Source organism: Vibrio sp. HM8-C (assembly GCF_058630515.1).
The window spans coordinates 139,687-156,995 of record NZ_JBMMKS010000011.1; the positions used below are offsets into that span (position 1 = coordinate 139,687).

Below are 17,309 nucleotides of genomic sequence, written 5' to 3' on the forward strand. Positions count from 1 at the left end.
AGTGACATGGGCGTAGTTGTCTACGCCCCAGCTTCTATCGGTAACGTAAGTGTTGGTTTCGACGTATTAGGTGCTGCGGTTTCACCGATTGACGGAACGCTGCTTGGCGACCGAGTTCAGGTAAAAGCAGGCTCAGAGCCTTTTACACTTAAAACAGCAGGCAGCTTTGTTTCGAAGCTTCCTGAAAACCCAAAAGAAAACATCGTTTATGATTGTTGGGTAGTGTTTGCTCGTGAGTTAGAGAAAAAGCAGATTGCTCTTAAACCACTCGAAATGACGTTAGAAAAAAACATGCCTATCGGTTCTGGTTTAGGTTCAAGTGCATGTTCAATTGTGGCGGCGTTAGATGCACTTAACCGATTCCATGATCAACCATTAAATGAAACTGAATTGTTGGCATTGATGGGGGAGATGGAAGGTAAGATCTCTGGCGGCATCCATTATGACAACGTAGCACCTTGTTATCTTGGTGGCGTCCAATTGATGCTGGAAGAGCTTGGCATTATCAGCCAAGAAGTGCCGTGCTTTGATGATTGGTACTGGGTAATGGCTTATCCAGGAATCAAAGTTTCCACTGCTGAAGCTCGTGCTATTTTGCCTTCTCAATATCGTCGTCAGGATATTATTGCTCATGGTCGTTATTTGGCGGGCTTCATTCATGCTTGCCACACCAATCAGCCTGAGTTAGCAGCAAAAATGATCAAAGACGTGATCGCAGAACCTTATCGTGAGAAACTGCTGCCTGGTTTTGCGAAGGCTCGCCAATATGCGCTTTCTGCTGGTGCACTTGCGACTGGTATCTCTGGTAGTGGCCCAACACTATTTAGCGTATGTAAAGAGAAAGACGTTGCTGAACGTGTTGCGCGTTGGCTGGAACAAAACTACGTACAAAACGAAGAAGGATTCGTTCACGTTTGTCGCTTAGACAAAAACGGTTCAAAAGTTACAGGAAGTGAGCTATGAAGCTTTACAACATAAAAGAAAATGATGAACAAGTATCCTTTGGCCAAGCCGTGCGCCAAGGGTTAGGCCGTAACCAAGGTCTATTTTTCCCGTCGGAATTACCAAAATTTGATGATATCGATGCGCTATTAGCCGAAGATTTCGTATCTCGCAGCACTAAAATCCTTTCTGCTTTGATTGGTGATGAACTTCCAAGCGAGAAAGTGAATGAGATGGTGGCATCTGCATTCCAATTCCCTGCGCCAATCAAATCAGTAAAAGATGGCGTTTATGCTCTTGAACTGTTCCATGGTCCAACGCTTGCGTTTAAAGACTTTGGTGGCCGCTTTATGGCTCAGTCTCTTGCTGCGGTATCTAATGGCGGAAAAATCACGATTCTAACAGCAACATCTGGCGATACAGGTGCAGCAGTTGCACATGCTTTCTACGGCATGGAAGACATCAACGTCGTGATTCTTTATCCAAAAGGAAAAATCAGCCCACTTCAGGAGAAGCTGTTCTGTACTCTAGGCAAGAACATTCACACTGTAGCGGTCAATGGCGATTTTGATGCGTGCCAAGCGTTAGTTAAAAACGCTTTTGATGATGCAGAGCTGCGTGAAAAAGTAGGTCTTAACTCGGCTAACTCAATCAATATCAGCCGTTTAATGGCGCAAATCTGTTACTACTTCGAAGCAGCAGCTCAAATGAGCAAAGCTGAGCGCGAAAACCTAGTTATCTCTGTACCAAGTGGTAACTTCGGTAACCTTACTGCTGGTCTGTTAGCAAAAGCTTTGGGTTTACCTGTGAAGCGTTTCATCGCCGCAACAAATGCAAACGACACTGTACCTCGCTACCTAGAAACTGGAAAATGGGATCCTAAACCTACAGTGGCAACTACTTCAAATGCGATGGATGTTAGCCAACCAAATAACTGGCCTCGTATCGAAGAGCTATGCAAAATCAAAGATTGGGGCTTGGAAACTCTAGGTAAAGGCGCGGTTCTGGACGCTGAAAGTGCTGAGTCAGTAAAAGAGCTGAACGCATTGGGTTATTTGTGTGAACCACACGGTGCAATTGCTTACCGCGTTCTTCAGCAGCAACTTCAAGAAGGTGAAACAGGTCTGTTCTTATGTACTGCTCATCCAGCTAAGTTCAAAGAAGTCGTGGATGATATTTTAGGTACGGATATCGAATTACCGGCACCTTTAGCGAAACATGCTGTGTTAGATCTTCTATCTGAAGAGATGAATGTTGATTTCGCGGCGTTGAGAGAGCTGCTAATCAAAGTACGTGGCTAACGGAATAATAAGTAGAGAATCGATGGATTCTCTACTTATTGAAAATGAAAAGCGGTGCTTAATAGCACCGCTTTTTTTAATCTTAGAAACTGAATTATAGAGATTCAGTAAAAGTACGAGCGATAACGTCGCGTTGTTGCTCTGGAGTTAGAGAGTTAAAACGAACAGCATAGCCTGATACACGAATAGTTAGCTGTGGGTATTTCTCTGGGTGAGCAACGGCATCTTCCAATGTTTCACGTTTTAGAACGTTCACGTTAAGGTGTTGACCGCCTTCAATTTTTGGAGCTGTTTCAATCGCCACTTCACGGCTTTCGTACTCGCCAAGGTCAGATACTGGAACAACTTGATCGGCTTCGTAGCTACCAGCTGCTGCAACACAACGAGCTTCATTTGATTCACTATCGATTAGCCAAATTGAGTTAAGTAGGTCATCATTAGCTGCTTTAGTGATTTGGATACCTTGGATCATCAATATCTCCTAGTCCACTTTAAGTGGCGTATTATTGGTGTTAATTTTCGTAAATTCTGTTGAGCTTCGTATTATATATTTTATATCCCTGATTATAGTATTGATATAGGTCAAAAAACAACATAAAACCTTAATTACTTTAAGGTGTAAAAATTGATTTGAATCAATAAGTGATTAATAAATATAGATATTCAATTAATTTTTAATGATTAAAAAATATTTTATGATTGTTTTTTAATCTAAGTGTAGTAATAAAACTACATTAATGATGTGCTAGAAGGTGCTGAATGGAACAAATCAGTGACTTATAAAAGCTAAATTGAAAGTAGAAAGTGATTAAATGACAAAAGAAGTAAAGCCTCTTGGTAATAAATATATTGGTGCGCATGTATCTGCTGCAGGCGGTGTCGATCAGGCCCCATTAAGAGCAAAAGAAATTGGCGCAAACGCGTTTGCAATCTTTACTAAAAATCAGCGTCAGTGGGTAGCTAAGCCACTAGAAGCGTCAACAATAAGACGTTTTAAAGAGCAATGTCAGAAACTGGGTTTTTCTGCTGACTATATTCTTCCTCATGATTCCTACTTAATTAATTTAGGCGCTCCAGAACAAGATAAGCTGGAAAAGTCACGTGCTGCCTTTATCGATGAGATGGAACGTTGTAACCAGTTAGGGTTGAAGCTTCTGAACTTCCACCCAGGCAGCCACTTAAAAATGGTTTCAGAAGAGGAGTGTCTTAGCACGATCGCTGAGTCAATCAATCTGGCACATAAAGCTGTTCCTGATGTGATTGCTGTTATTGAAAATACCGCAGGACAAGGCACTAACCTCGGATGGCGATTTGAACATCTAGCGGCAATTATTGATCAAGTGGAAGACAAATCGCGTGTCGGTGTTTGCCTTGATACTTGCCACACCTTTGCCGCAGGGTACGATTTAAGTAGTTTTGACGCTTGTGAGGCAACCTTTGCTAAGTTTGATCAAATTGTGGGCATGCACTATTTAAGAGCAATGCATATTAATGATTCAAAAGGTGGGTTGGGCAGCAAACTCGACCGTCACCACTCTTTGGGTAAAGGTGAAATTGGTTGGGACTGTTTCGAATATATTTCTAAAGATCCTCGTTTTGATCATATCCCATTGATTTTAGAAACAATTGATCCTGATATTTGGCATCTGGAAATTAAAACGATGCGTGATCATCATTTAAGTGCGTAATTCCTTGGTTTGAGATCACAATATTGGCATGTTTTTCTCATGACGATTTCATGAAACGTTGTAAAGAAGGATGCCCAATTATGTTCTCTTTAGTTTGTGTTACCTCATCAATCAGTGCTCGCCCTGCTGCACGCATGCCTGTTCCTAACCGACATGTAACGGGGCGAGGCCATCATCGCTCTCCGCAACCAAGCAAGGGACATTGATACCTAGTTTGTAGCTTTTGATAGCTTGTAACTGTTGATAGTCAGTGGATTGACTAGTTGTAGCATTGATGACATTCATAGAATGGTTTGCGACATTTTTAACGCCAAGGTTCTATAAGCCTAGGTTTTTGAAAGCTAAAAAATTGCTGCATTCGATTTTACGAAGGTTATCTAGCTGCAACTTTGTAATCATGGGTATAAGATAGCGCCACTATATTTATACTCAGGAGCTGTTATGAGTCATTCTTTGACTTGGCACGACGTCATTGGCCTAGAGAAAGAACAAGAGTATTTCCAACAAACGCTAAAGTTTGTTGAGGCTGAGCGCGCTGCTGGTAAAGTTATTTTCCCGCCTACAAAAGATGTATTTAATGCTTTTCGTCTTACTGAATTTGATGATGTGAAAGTTGTCATTCTGGGGCAAGATCCTTACCACGGGCCTAATCAGGCACACGGTCTGTGTTTTTCAGTTCTACCAGGAGTAAAAACTCCGCCTTCTCTGGTCAATATGTATAAAGAACTGGCACAGGATATAGAAGGATTTCAAATTCCAAACCACGGCTATTTGAAAAGTTGGGCAGACCAAGGTGTGTTGTTGCTCAATACCGTATTAACTGTAGAGCAGGGTAAAGCGCATTCACATGCAAAAACGGGTTGGGAAACATTTACCGATCGAGTGATTGATGCGTTAAACCAGCATCGACAAGGCGTGATTTTCCTTCTCTGGGGATCTCATGCTCAGAAAAAAGGTCAGATGATCGATAGAAATAAGCATCATGTATTGATGGCACCTCATCCTTCACCTCTATCCGCACATCGAGGATTCTTAGGTTGTAAGCATTTTTCTCAGACAAATCAGATACTCAAGCAACTAGGTAAAGCGCCAATCAATTGGCAACCAACTCTTGATTCGAATCAATGATGTAGTGAACAGTTGTTTGTGTTGCTGTTTTTTCGACCAAAATCAAAGCGTGTTAGTGAATCCTTATATAGACTTTGTTTTACCGGACTGTGTAAGGGAGACGCACAATGATGATTGAAAGAATCAGACGTGAACATGGATACATGACTCGCCTGCTGGCTATTTTGCGCGGAAAGTTACAGCTTCTAAAAGATGAACAACCCATTAACTACAGCCTAGTTAAGGAGATTGTGGATTATCTTTCTCGGCATTCAGAAAGTATCCACCACCCAAAAGAAGATATTCTTTATCGCCACTACATGCAGCATTATGGTGAACATGAAGATGTTTCGGATTTGGAAAAAGAACATGTCCTACTATCTGAAACGACACACGAGTTTTTGAATACCGTAGAAATGATTTTAAATGACGCGGTTGTTCCCCAAGATGTATTTATAACTCAGCTAGAACAATTTATATCTTCTCAGCGACAACATTTGGAAATGGAAGAGCAATCAGTTTTACCGTTGATCAATCGAACTTTTAGTGTGGCTGATTGGCAGCAAGTGGAATCTCAGTGGAATTGCAGTGAAGATGATCCTGTCTTTGGTTCAACCATTGCAGAGAGATATGCTCAACTTGCTCGTCGAGTAAGAAAGAGCGAGACGGAATGTAATTAGTCGTAGTTGAAAACCATTAGTCAGTCAAAAACAGCAGAGGCGCCCAATGAAGGCGCCTCTTTTATTTATATTTTGAGGTCATCAAGTTCTAGACAGACGTCCATTTCTAACAACTCTCTTTCCAACCGTTTTCGATCTCTTATTGCTTCTATCTCACGCCACATCCTTTTAGCTGGTTTCGCTCTGCTACTCGCATTTGAGCGAAGTTTCGCGATTTGCGCATCTAACAGTTCATCGAAGTGCAAGTCATCCATAAGCAAGCCTCTTTCTGGTTGTCTCCGTTCCTGGAGTTTTTTCTAAATATCATATTTCCATGGACAATAACTATGATTTATTTCTCATTTGTTTCATTGATATTAAATTTTTATGGATTTCTTCTAGGCAATTAAACTTTGATAGCCTTAGGTTGGTTGTTATTTAACCGGTTGGTTTCGCTGTTTCTTATTTATTGATAATTGCTTAATGTTAATGGAATGTTGTCTTTCTCAAGTTAATAACTATTTATGGATTAAAATTTAACCACTAAGTTTCTAAATGTTTCCTTGTGGATTATGTAAAATTTTTTGTCGTGAATAACGAGAATTAAAAGGTGGGGGCTAGTTTTAGCTAAATACGATTTGTCTGATATTGACAGTAGGGCTATTGTTTGTTTTTTGTTGCAGTAGTGTTTGTTTTAAGTTGCTCTTGGTGGGTGAGAATTCTATTGAGTTAAGGTGATGATATGAATTATAAGCAATTTTATTCATATTGATTTTTACCCCCCCTAGCTGCATCATTCTCGCCCATCAAATTGATACCTAATCTGAAAGGGTATCTCCAATCTCCTGAATGACACATCATAATAAAAGCATTTCGCAGCCAGCGAACGTGTAGCTAAAGTGTTAACTTTTATATTCAGGTTCTACTATTGACTCTATTTAGAGGTTCTTGTGACAGACTTAATTAACCTAATGAACGACCTGCTATGGGGTTCGATACTTGTGTATCTACTCGTTGGTGTGGGTATCTATTTCACACTACGTTTAGGCTTTATTCAATTTCGTCATTTTGGCCATATGTTCAGCGTACTGAAAAATAGCCGCAAAGCCGATACAGCTGGTATTTCTTCTTTCCAAGCACTTTGTACCAGCCTTGCTGCACGTGTAGGCACAGGTAACATGGCGGGTGTTGCCGTTGCACTTACGGTTGGTGGCCCTGGCGCAATTTTCTGGATGTGGATGACCGCTATGCTAGGTATGGCAACGTCATTTGCTGAAAGTACTCTAGCGCAGCTTTACAAGTCTCGTGACAAAGACGGTAACTACCGTGGTGGACCTGCATACTACATGGAGAAAGGTCTAGGCATGCGCTGGATGGGTGTGCTTTTCTCGGTTTTCCTTATCATTGCATTCGGCTTAGTGTTTAACGCAGTACAAGCTAACTCGATTTCTAATGCGATGAACAATGCATTTGGTTTTGACCCTATGATGGTCGGCGTTGGTATTGTGCTGCTAACAGCGTTCGTTATTTTCGGTGGTATCCGTAAAATTGCCCGTACTGCTGAGCTTATCGTTCCGTTCATGGCGATAGCGTATTTAGCGATTGCGCTAGTCGTTGTGTTTATGAATATTGAGAAAGTACCTGCGGTATTCTCTCTTATCATTAAAAGCGCTTTTGGTTTTGAACAAGCAGCAGCTGGTGGACTTGGCTATGCTATCGCTCAAGCAATGATTAACGGCGTTAAACGTGGTTTATTCTCCAACGAAGCTGGTATGGGCTCAGCTCCTAACGCTGCGGCTTCTGCTACACCGTATCCGCCTCATCCGGCTTCTCAAGGTTATGTACAAATGCTGGGCGTGTTTGTCGATACCATCGTTATCTGTTCAGCAACAATGGCTATCATCCTTGTTTCTGGTGAGTACGTTCCTCACGGTGAAATTACGGGAATTGAATTGACTCAACGTGCGTTAAGTTCACAAGTGGGTGACTGGGGTGGAATCTTCATTGCGATGGCGATTTTCTTCTTCGCATTTACTTCAATCATTGCCAACTACTCCTATGCAGAAACCAACCTAGTTTTCCTTGAACACAACAATAAGAAAGGCTTGGTGGTATTTCGTTTGATTTTCCTTGCGATGGTGATGTTCGGCGCATTAGCAACTTTGCCTACTGTTTGGGCTATGGCGGACGTTTCAATGGGCTTGATGGCAATTGTGAACCTGATTGCGATTCTACTTCTGTCTGGCACTGTGATTAAGCTCGCTAAAGACTACAACCGCCAATTGGATGCAGGCAAAGTACCGACATTCAACGCCAATGATTACCCAGAATTGAAATCTCAACTAGAAGACGGTATTTGGGAACAATCAAAAGCCAAATAGATTGGTTTGGGTCAGTTATCGATTCATAAATAGCGGCGCTACTACTGGAAAGTTGACAACTAATAGACAGCGCCGATGCTATAGATTGGAAAAGCCCTGCAGACACTGCATGGCTTTTTTTGTAAGCTATGGGCAAAGGTAATAAAAAGCCAGCTCAACAGAATTTATTAAGGAAACCTTATGCTTATAGTGGTCTCTCCAGCAAAAACCTTGGATTATGAATCGCCATTGCCGACAACTCGCTTTACTCAGCCTGAGTTGACGTCTCATTCCGCAGAACTGATCAAAGTATGTCGCATGCTAACGCCAGCAGATATCGCCGACTTAATGAAAGTGAGCGATAAAATTGCAGGATTGAACGTAGCGCGATTTGAGCAGTGGACAGAAACCTTCACGCCCGATAACTCACGCCCAGCGATTTTTGCATTTAAAGGGGATGTCTACACAGGTTTAGAAGCTGAAACCTTGTCTGAAGACGATTTAGATTACGCACAAACGCATTTGCGTATTCTGTCTGGTCTATACGGTCTGTTAAAGCCTCTCGATCTTATGCAGCCTTACCGCTTAGAAATGGGTACTAAACTGGGTAATGAACGTGGTAGCAACTTGTACCAATTCTGGGGCAACATTATTACCAATAAGCTCAATGAAGCGATCAATGCTCAAGGCGATAAGGTATTGATCAATTTGGCTTCTAATGAATATTTCAAAGCAGTAAAACCGAAAACATTAGATGCTCAAGTGATTACACCAGTTTTCAAAGACTGTAAAAACGGCCAATACAAAGTCATCAGCTTCTTTGCTAAAAAGGCACGTGGCATGATGGCGCGCTATATTATTGAAAACCGCATTGACTCGGTTAAGCAACTGGAAGCCTTTGACACTGCGGGTTACTACTTCTGTGCCGCAGAATCGACAGCAACTGAGCTTGTATTCAAACGAGAAGAACAATAAGCCTATAGATGAGGTTGTTATGTTAACTTGGTTTAAAAAATGGTTAGCACGCTATGACGATTGGTGTCAAAGCATGGGATTAACGCCAGATCAAAAACGTTGCTGTGTTCCTTATCGTAAAGATCCTATCCATGATAAAGAACCGACTCATGGCAAAGACAGCGATAAATAATAAGCTGAGGCTATTTGACACCCATTGCCACTTTGATTTTGATGAGTTTACAACGTCGTTTTCGGATCAAATCTCAGCAGCAACGCATGCTCAGGTAGATAAAATCCTTATTCCATCTGTTGGTCTTTCTAATTGGCTGCGAGTGAAAAATATCGCAGCACAATACCCAGCAACCCTTCGATATGCCCTCGGTTTTCATCCTTATTTTCTTGAACAATTTTCTGATGAACAGTTACAACTGTTAGAAGATGAATTAGCACTGCGAGAAAGCTCTTGTGTTGCCGTCGGCGAGTGTGGGTTAGATGCCATGGTTGAGGCCAATTCATTGCTTCAAGAGCGTGTTTTTATTGCTCAATTATCCATAGCGCAACACGCTCGTCTTCCTATCATTTTGCACAGTCGAAAAACACATAACCGATTACTGCAACTAATCAAACAACAGCGATTTACACAAGGTGGCGTATTGCATGCTTTTTCAGGTAGTGAACAGCAAGCAAAGCAGTTTATCGACCTAGGATTTAAAATCGGTGTAGGCGGAGTGATTACTTACCCTCGTGCAAATAAAACTCGGCAAGCTATCCGTCAGTTACCGATAGAAGCTCTGGTTTTAGAAACCGATGCGCCAGATATGCCGCTATGTGGCAGACAAGGATTGGCAAATCATCCCAAATATCTCATTCATGTATTAGAAGAATTGGCACTACTGAGAGATGAAGACCAAGAGCAACTGGCATCGCAGCTATGGGCAAATAGCCTCGAACTGTTTCGAATGAATGATGAATAGTTTAAAAAAAGGGAGCGAAATTCGCTCCCTTAAAATTAATTTGCTGATGTGATGATCAATTTAATCACTACTCGCGCTCTTTGGTGTATGGAACACCAATCGCTTTAGGAGCAATTGCTTTGCCAATAAATCCAGCCAGTAAGAATACGGTCAAGATATAAGGTAGTGCTTCAATGGCTTGAACTGGGATTGGGAAATCACCAATGCTCACACCTTGCAGACGAATAGCTAACGCATCTAGGAAGCCAAACAGCAAACATGCACCCATCGCTGTGAATGGACGCCACTTACCAAAAATAAGCGCCGCTAGAGCCATATAACCTTTACCTGCACTCATGTTCGGAATGAACTGCGCTGTTTGACCAACAGAAAGATAAACGCCCGCTAAACCGACTAGCAATCCACAGATCACCATAGCGCTATAACGCATGCCTGCCACTGAGATACCGGCAGTATCGACAGCCGCTGGTGAATCACCCACTGCTCTTAAGCGTAAACCAAAACGAGTTTTGAACAGCACATACCAAGACAGAGGAACCGCAGCTAAAGCCACATACTCAATGATTGAGTGACCACTGATTAGTTCAGAGTAGAGTAGGCCAATTACAGGTGTATCTTGTAGCGCATCTGCACCCGGTAAAGAGATTGGTGCAAAGCGAGCATCACCAGAAAGCGCTGGTGTTTGACCGCCCTGATTAAACCAGTAACGTCCAAGGGTCACAGTTAAGCCTGTCGCCAAAATGTTGATTGCCATGCCGCTTACCACTTGGTCACCACGGTGAGTAATCGAAGCAAAGCCATGCAATAGAGCAAGCAGAATAGAGACGAGTACACCCGCACAAACACCTAACCAAGCAGAGCCTGTGATGTACGCTGTTGCTGCACCTGAGAAAGCCGCTGCCAGAAGCTTACCTTCTAGAGCGATGTTTACCACGCCGGAACGCTCACTAAACATACCTGCAAGAGCAGCTAGAATCAGCGGAGTCGCTACACGAATGGTGGCGTCAGCCATTAAAATGATGGTTTCAAACATGATTACGCAACTCCATGTTCTTGTTTGCCAAATAAGCGCAGATAAATGCGTTCAATTGAAGGTTTGAACATGTACTCAAGCGCACCAGAGAAAAGAATGACCAGACCTTGCAGTACAACAACGATGTTACGGTCAACACCATAATCGAAACTCAGTTCCGCACCACCTTGATACAAGAAGCCAAACAGCAAGCTTGCGAAAACAACACCCACAGGGTGGTTTCGTCCCATCAGAGCCACCGCGATACCAGTAAAGCCGAAACCTTCTACGAAGTTCAGCTTGATCTGGTGAAGTTCACCTTGCAGTACGTTAATACCAAAGAAGCCAGCCAACATGCCTGAAAGCAGCATAGTGATCACAACTATCTTGAGATAGTTGATACCCGCGTAAGACGCAGCTGAAGCATTCGCGCCGATAGAGCGAATTTCATAGCCCCAACGTGAGTGCCAAATAAAGAGCCAAACAAACACGCAGCAAATCAAAGCAAAAATGAAACTGATGTTGAGTGGACTTGGCGCAACATTAATACCGAACACCGCGAACAACTCGTGCATTTTCGGCAGCCAGCTGCCTTGTGCAAACACGCGACTTTCCGTTGCCATTGTTGTTTCTGGCTTAAGAATATCAACGAGCAGGTATGCCATCAGAGAAGCTGCGATAAAGTTAAACATGATGGTTGTGATTACGATGTGCGAACCACGTTTTGCCTGTAAATAAGCAGGAATGAACGCCCAAGCTGCACCAAAAGCACCGCCAGCGATAACCGCGACAGGAAATACAACATACCAAGGAGCGTACTCGCCCAAGGTTAAACAGATGATCCCAACGCCAAGGCCACCTATGTATGCCTGACCTTCCACACCGATGTTGAATAGGCCTGCATGGTAAGCCACTGCAACCGCTAGACCAGTGAAGATAAAGCCGGTTGTGTAGTAAAGGGTATATCCGATACCTTCAGCGTAGCCGAAAGCACCTGTCCACATGACTTTGATAGCGTCTAATGGGTTGATATCAATATAAATAAACAATAAAGCTGAAACTAAAAATGCGACTAATACGTTAATCGCCGGTAACAGCGCAATGGTTACCCAAGCGGGCACTTTTGCCTGACTCATGCGGTCTCTCCTTGGGCAATGCTCTCTTTTATGTGGTCTGGAACGATATTCGCCATCATTAGACCTAGTGTTTTTTCATCTGCTTGATGAGCTTGCAGCTCACCAACGATTGCGCCATCAAAGACAACCAGAATACGATCTGCAAGACTGAGGATTTCATCCAATTCAACGGAAACTAACAACACAGCTTTGCCAGAATCGCGGCTAGCTATAATTTGTTGGTGGATGTATTCAATTGCACCGATGTCTACACCACGGGTTGGTTGGCCGATCAAAAGAACATCTGGGTTCTCTTCCATCTCACGGGCAATAACCAATTTTTGCTGGTTACCACCAGAGAAATTTGCCGTTTTCAGATGGATGTCATTTGGACGAACGTCCCATTTATCCATGTTCTCTTGGCAAATTCTCGAAATTGCAGCTTTGTCTTGCAGCAGGCCTTTGTTGTATTTCGGTAGATTGTGGTAACCCAAGATGTAAGCTTCTTGAGCTTCAAATTTATTGATTAAGCCTTGTTTGTGGCGATCTTCAGGAATATGACCGACACCCATAGCTCTAACCTGCTGAGGATCTGCCGGTTTATCGACAGAAATGGTATGTCCATTGAGTTCAAAACTACCGGATGTTGGCTTCAAGATGCCAGATAGCAAAGACAAGATTTCGGATTGACCGTTACCAGATACGCCAGCAATGCCGACCAGTTCACCTGCACGGACTGAGAAGCTGATATCTTTCACGCGTTTAACACCGCTGTGATCCACATAACTAAGGTTGTTCACCTTAAGTAGCTCTTTCGCCGGTTTTGCTTCTGATTTATCGACTTTTAAGCGAACTTTACGTCCAACCATCAGTTCGGCAAGTTCTTCACGATTTGTCTCTGAAGTTTTTACATCGGCAACCATTTGGCCTTGGCGCATCACCGAAATGTTGTCGGTAATAGCGAGTACCTCACGCAGTTTGTGCGTGATGATGATAACTGTGGTGCCTTGGCTACGGAGTTTGTCCAGAATCGCAAACAAGTGATCGGCTTCTTGAGGAGTCAATACACCTGTAGGCTCATCAAGAATTAGAAGTTTTGCATCGCGATAAAGTGCTTTAAGGATCTCTACTCGCTGTTGTAAGCCAACTGGTAGGTCACCAACCAATTTATCGAGAGGGACATCTAGGCCGTAGTCTTTTTCAATTTGGTGTAGCTTCTTTCTTGCAGCTTTGATGCTGTCTTCTAATTTCCAGCCAGACTCTGCGCCGAGAACAACGTTTTCAAGAACCGTGAAGGTATCAACCAACATGAAGTGTTGGTGAACCATGCCGATTCCCGCTGCAATCGCTTCTTGAGAGTTACTAGGGCTGTATGGTTTGCCATCGACAAACATCTCACCTGAGTTTGGGTGATAAAAACCGTAAATGATGCTCATCAAGGTGGATTTACCAGCGCCATTTTCACCGATAATGCCGTGAATTGTGCCTGCTGGAACTTTTAAATCGATAGCTTTATTCGCGTGAACGGCACCAAAGCGTTTATCGATTTTTTTAAGCTCGATGGCATAGTTTTGAGATTGCGTCACGTAAAAACTTCCTGAACTAATTAAGGCCATATTCAAATGGATGCGCTTAAAGCGCAGCCAAATAAAATCATACGCCGCTGAGCAAGCAGCGGCGTATTACATTTCCAAATGGAACGTATTGTTTTAACTAAGTGTAGAGGACTAAATTAGTACTCACACTTATTGTCAGACATGTAGTCGTGAATCTTGATTTTGCCTGCGATGATGTCAGCTTTAAGAGTATCCATGTAAGCTTTCATTTCGTCAGTAATTAGAGATTTGTTGTTGTCATCGTATGCCCAGTCAACAGCATTCTCTTTAAGACCTAGAGCTTTGATACCTGGTTGCCAAGTACCGTTCATCTCTTCTTTCCAAGTTTCAACTGAAGCTGCACCTACTAGCTTAACCATTGAAGTTAGCATAGTGCCTGGTTGTAGGTGGTTTTGGTTTGAGTCAACACCTATTGCCAGTTTGCCAGCATCTTTCGCTGCTTGGTAAACACCTAGACCTGTACCGCCAGCTGCTGCATAAATTACGTCAACACCTTTAGAGAATTGAGATTTAGCAAGCTCAGAACCTTTTGCAGGGTCAGCAAACGCTGCTGGAGTTGAACCTGTCATGTTTTGTAGAACAGTGATGCTTGGGTTTGTGTATTTAGCACCTTGCTCGTAACCACATTGGAATTTACGGATTAGAGGAATATCCATACCACCAACGAAGCCAACTACGCCTGACTTAGACGCTTTAGCTGCAAGTGCACCTACAAGGAATGAACCTTCGTGCTCTTTGAATACGATAGATTGTACGTTTGGCTTATCAACAACTGAGTCAAGAATTGTGAAGTGAATGTCTGGGAACTCAGTTGCTACTTTTTCTACAGCTGACGCCATATTAAAGCCTACTGCAACAATTGGGCTAAAACCGCGGCTTGCAAGACGGCGAAGACCTTGTTCACGTTGAGCCTCGTTTTGAGGTTCAAATTCGCGAACTTCAGTACCTTCCGCTGCCATAACTTTCACACCATTTTGATATACCGCTTCGTTGAACGATTTATCGAATTTACCCGCTGTATCATAAATTACGGCTGGTTTTGCTTCTGCGAAAACGTGAAATGAAGAGATCGCTAAAGCAAGTGCTGAGATTTTTATAATAGATTTTTTCACTGTTATATACCTATGTTGCAATACCACTGTACTAGACGAGAGACTGCTGACCCTTAACAAAAGTCGAACAAACCCAAAAACAAAATATCAATAGTTTGAATGAATTATTGGTGAGCAAGTTTGATCGTGTATAAGTTTATCGTTTGCGCTGCAAAAAAAAGTCGAATACCTCACACCAAATCACATTTTTTTGTAAAAGAAGAAACTAATTAGCCAAAAATGTATGTTTTTTTGTTAATTCCAAGCATTTACAAGAAATTAGGCTCACCATTTTTGTGATTTAAGTCACCAAAATAGTGCAAACAAGATAAATGTTTGCTTTGTTCTCCGCTGTTTTCGCTGCGGATTGGTCACTAAGCAAATCGTAAGCCAACTTATTAGCGATGTGTATGAAATGAATTGTTTCCAATTGGTACAGTGTTGAATGTGGAGAAAAATACAAATTTGTAGAGCAGATGAATGAAAAATGTAACATTCAAGTGTGATGAAACACTCATGTTTTCGTTTTCGTTAAAATCAAAATTTATGGTTAATTTGGTAGGTAAATGTAGTTAATGTGGTTCTAAAGTTTATAAATGTGCACGCTTCTTTTATGAGCAAACGGTTGCAGCAATTTGTCGTATTTGGACTACAATTTGTTGGCGAGATGTTTCTACTAAGGCTTCAAACTACCATTTTTGAGGGTTTATTGTGACTTGCTTCTTATTTTTGAATGTAATGTGTACTTATTGCCTAAAAATGCGTGATGCATATATTACTTTTTGAGGTGGGAGATGCGTATAATCGCACCCCGAAAACAACCCAATGTTTAACACGCCAAATTAAACTATAAGGAAGCCATAAACTATGAGTACGTTTATGAGCCTAGTCGGTATGATCGTTTTACTTGCAATCGCAGTACTACTTTCAAATAACCGCAAAGCTATTAATTTAAGAACGGTGGGTGGCGCATTCGCTATCCAATTTGCACTAGGTGCATTTGTACTTTACGTCCCATGGGGCCGCGATCTACTTGCTGGTTTCTCAAATGGCGTATCTAACGTTATTAACTACGGTAATGACGGTACTTCTTTCTTATTCGGTGGTCTTGTTTCTGACAAGATGTTCGAAGTATTCGGTGGCGGTGGTTTCATCTTCGCTTTCCGTGTTCTTCCAACACTAATTTTCTTCTCAGCACTAATCTCAGTTCTTTACTACCTAGGCATTATGCAATGGGTAATTAAGATTCTTGGTGGTGGTCTACAGAAAGCTCTAGGCACATCTCGCGCAGAATCTATGTCTGCAGCAGCTAACATTTTCGTTGGTCAAACTGAGGCTCCACTAGTTGTTCGCCCATTTGTTCCAAAAATGACTCAATCTGAGCTGTTCGCGGTAATGTGTGGTGGTTTAGCTTCTGTTGCTGGTGGTGTACTTGCAGGCTATGCGTCAATGGGTGTTCCACTAGAATACCTAGTTGCAGCGTCATTCATGGCAGCACCAGGTGGTCTACTGTTCGCTAAGATCCTATTCCCTGAAGTTGATCAACCACAAGAGAACATTGAAGACGCTCTTGAAGGCGGCGACGACAAACCAGCTAACGTTATCGACGCAGCAGCGGGCGGTGCAGCAGCAGGTCTACAACTTGCTCTAAACGTTGGTGCAATGCTAATTGCATTCATCGGTTTGATCGCTCTTCTAAACGGTATCCTAGGTGGTCTAGGTGGTTGGTTCGGTATGCCTGGACTAACTCTAGAACTTATCCTTGGTTGGGTATTTGCTCCTCTTGCATTCGTTATCGGTGTGCCATGGGAAGAAGCAACAATCGCTGGTTCATTCATCGGTCAGAAGACTGTTGTGAACGAATTCGTTGCTTACCTGAACTTCGTACCTTACGTGGGTGAAAATGCACAAGTTGTTGCGGCAACTGGTCAAGTAATGTCTGAGAAGACTCAAGCAATCATCTCATTCGCACTATGTGGTTTCGCAAACCTATCTTCTATCGCGATTCTACTAGGTGGTCTAGGTGGCTTAGCTCCGTCTCGTCGTCACGACATCGCTCGTATGGGTATCAAAGCAGTTATTGCTGGTACGCTATCTAACTTGATGGCTGCAACAATTGCTGGCTTCTTTATCTCTTTCTAATTCGATTTAGAGAACGATATATAGACGCCATTTAATCTCACCCCGTAGCAAGAATATTGCTGCGGGGTGTTTTTGCTTTTCAGGGCATGACAAAGAGTGATTTTTTGTAATGGATTGCATTGAAAAGCCTTGTGTCTCAAGGTTGTCAGAATTTGACCATTTTTGAGATACAAACCGTTTGCTCTTCGATTGGGACTACAGTTTTGTGATAAATATCTATACTGTATTCACTTGCCGAAGGAAGTAAGCGAATCTCAAAACGACGTTGTGAAGCCAATTGGATAGGTTAACTACAACGGTGTTTTTGAAAGGCAGCTAATGTCTAAAACAGATCATGTCTAAAAC

At 42.5% G+C, this 17,309-nt stretch carries 17 protein-coding genes; 11 read left to right on the top strand and 6 right to left on the bottom strand.

Going from position 1 to position 17,309, the window contains the following annotated elements:
- Positions 1-6 precede the first annotated feature (6 nt).
- Both thrB and thrC read left to right on the top strand, forming a co-directional pair.
- Complete coding sequence (gene thrB / locus ACOSVQ_RS13855) at positions 7-963, top strand: homoserine kinase (protein ID WP_491983150.1); 957 nt, start codon at positions 7-9, stop codon at positions 961-963.
- A complete protein-coding gene (gene thrC, locus ACOSVQ_RS13860) occupies positions 960-2,243 on the top strand; it encodes a threonine synthase (protein WP_491983117.1) in 1,284 nt (427 codons plus the stop codon). Before thrB ends, thrC begins: the two co-directional genes overlap by 4 nt.
- Positions 2,244-2,337: 94 nt before the next feature.
- On the opposite strand, the gene grcA is transcribed toward thrC, so the two are convergent.
- A complete protein-coding gene (gene grcA / locus ACOSVQ_RS13865) occupies positions 2,338-2,715 on the bottom strand; it encodes an autonomous glycyl radical cofactor GrcA (protein ID WP_491983118.1) in 378 nt (125 codons plus the stop codon).
- Between the two features lie 340 nt (positions 2,716-3,055).
- On the opposite strand from grcA, the gene nfo reads away from it, so the two are divergent.
- The 4 genes from nfo (at position 3,056) to ACOSVQ_RS13885 (ending at position 5,718) form a co-directional block, all read left to right on the top strand.
- Complete coding sequence (gene nfo / locus ACOSVQ_RS13870; protein WP_491983119.1) at positions 3,056-3,931, top strand: deoxyribonuclease IV; 876 nt, start codon at positions 3,056-3,058, stop codon at positions 3,929-3,931.
- Between the two features lie 50 nt (positions 3,932-3,981).
- Positions 3,982-4,137 (top strand): hypothetical protein, encoded by a 156-nt coding sequence (locus ACOSVQ_RS13875; protein ID WP_491983120.1) that lies wholly within the window; start codon positions 3,982-3,984, stop codon positions 4,135-4,137.
- A 235-nt stretch (positions 4,138-4,372) separates the two neighbouring features.
- On the top strand, positions 4,373-5,059 hold the full coding sequence (ung, locus tag ACOSVQ_RS13880; RefSeq protein ID WP_491983121.1) for a uracil-DNA glycosylase: 687 nt from the start codon (positions 4,373-4,375) through the stop codon (positions 5,057-5,059).
- Positions 5,060-5,166: 107 nt separating this feature from the next.
- Positions 5,167-5,718: a hemerythrin domain-containing protein gene (locus tag ACOSVQ_RS13885; RefSeq protein ID WP_491983122.1), complete on the top strand. Its 552-nt coding sequence runs from the start codon at positions 5,167-5,169 to the stop codon at positions 5,716-5,718.
- A 65-nt stretch (positions 5,719-5,783) separates the two neighbouring features.
- Here the strand turns inward: ACOSVQ_RS13885 and ACOSVQ_RS13890 are convergent, their stop codons facing one another.
- The gene (locus ACOSVQ_RS13890) at positions 5,784-5,972 is read right to left on the bottom strand and encodes a DUF3545 family protein (RefSeq protein ID WP_491983123.1); all 189 of its coding nucleotides are present in this window, start codon (positions 5,970-5,972) and stop codon (positions 5,784-5,786) included.
- A gap of 675 nt (positions 5,973-6,647) precedes the next feature.
- On the opposite strand from ACOSVQ_RS13890, the gene ACOSVQ_RS13895 reads away from it, so the two are divergent.
- The 4 genes from ACOSVQ_RS13895 (at position 6,648) to ACOSVQ_RS13910 (ending at position 9,988) form a co-directional block, all read left to right on the top strand.
- A complete protein-coding gene (locus ACOSVQ_RS13895; RefSeq protein ID WP_491983124.1) occupies positions 6,648-8,078 on the top strand; it encodes an alanine/glycine:cation symporter family protein in 1,431 nt (476 codons plus the stop codon).
- A 180-nt stretch (positions 8,079-8,258) separates the two neighbouring features.
- Entirely contained in the window at positions 8,259-9,032 is a 774-nt protein-coding gene (yaaA, locus tag ACOSVQ_RS13900) for a peroxide stress protein YaaA (protein WP_491983125.1), read from the top strand.
- A 19-nt stretch (positions 9,033-9,051) separates the two neighbouring features.
- The gene (locus ACOSVQ_RS13905) at positions 9,052-9,204 is read left to right on the top strand and encodes a DUF5363 family protein (RefSeq protein WP_491983126.1); all 153 of its coding nucleotides are present in this window, start codon (positions 9,052-9,054) and stop codon (positions 9,202-9,204) included.
- Positions 9,182-9,988, top strand: coding sequence for a TatD family hydrolase (locus tag ACOSVQ_RS13910; RefSeq protein ID WP_491983127.1), 807 nt, complete (start codon positions 9,182-9,184; stop codon positions 9,986-9,988). The genes ACOSVQ_RS13905 and ACOSVQ_RS13910 overlap by 23 nt, the downstream gene beginning before the upstream one ends.
- Before the next feature lie 67 nt (positions 9,989-10,055).
- Here the strand turns inward: ACOSVQ_RS13910 and ACOSVQ_RS13915 are convergent, their stop codons facing one another.
- From ACOSVQ_RS13915 to ACOSVQ_RS13930, 4 genes are all read right to left on the bottom strand, one after another.
- Positions 10,056-11,021 carry an ABC transporter permease gene (locus ACOSVQ_RS13915; RefSeq protein ID WP_491983128.1) on the bottom strand — a complete coding sequence of 322 codons (966 nt, stop codon included), beginning with the start codon at positions 11,019-11,021 and terminating at the stop codon, positions 10,056-10,058.
- 2 nt (positions 11,022-11,023) lie between these two features.
- The gene (locus tag ACOSVQ_RS13920; RefSeq protein WP_491983129.1) at positions 11,024-12,136 is read right to left on the bottom strand and encodes an ABC transporter permease; all 1,113 of its coding nucleotides are present in this window, start codon (positions 12,134-12,136) and stop codon (positions 11,024-11,026) included.
- The gene (locus ACOSVQ_RS13925) at positions 12,133-13,701 is read right to left on the bottom strand and encodes an ABC transporter ATP-binding protein (protein ID WP_491983130.1); all 1,569 of its coding nucleotides are present in this window, start codon (positions 13,699-13,701) and stop codon (positions 12,133-12,135) included. Before ACOSVQ_RS13925 ends, ACOSVQ_RS13920 begins: the two co-directional genes overlap by 4 nt.
- 146 nt (positions 13,702-13,847) lie before the next feature.
- Entirely contained in the window at positions 13,848-14,843 is a 996-nt protein-coding gene (locus tag ACOSVQ_RS13930) for a BMP family lipoprotein (RefSeq protein ID WP_491983131.1), read from the bottom strand.
- Between the two features lie 846 nt (positions 14,844-15,689).
- On the opposite strand from ACOSVQ_RS13930, the gene ACOSVQ_RS13935 reads away from it, so the two are divergent.
- Entirely contained in the window at positions 15,690-16,964 is a 1,275-nt protein-coding gene (locus ACOSVQ_RS13935) for a NupC/NupG family nucleoside CNT transporter (protein WP_491983132.1), read from the top strand.
- Positions 16,965-17,309: the final 345 nt, after the last annotated feature.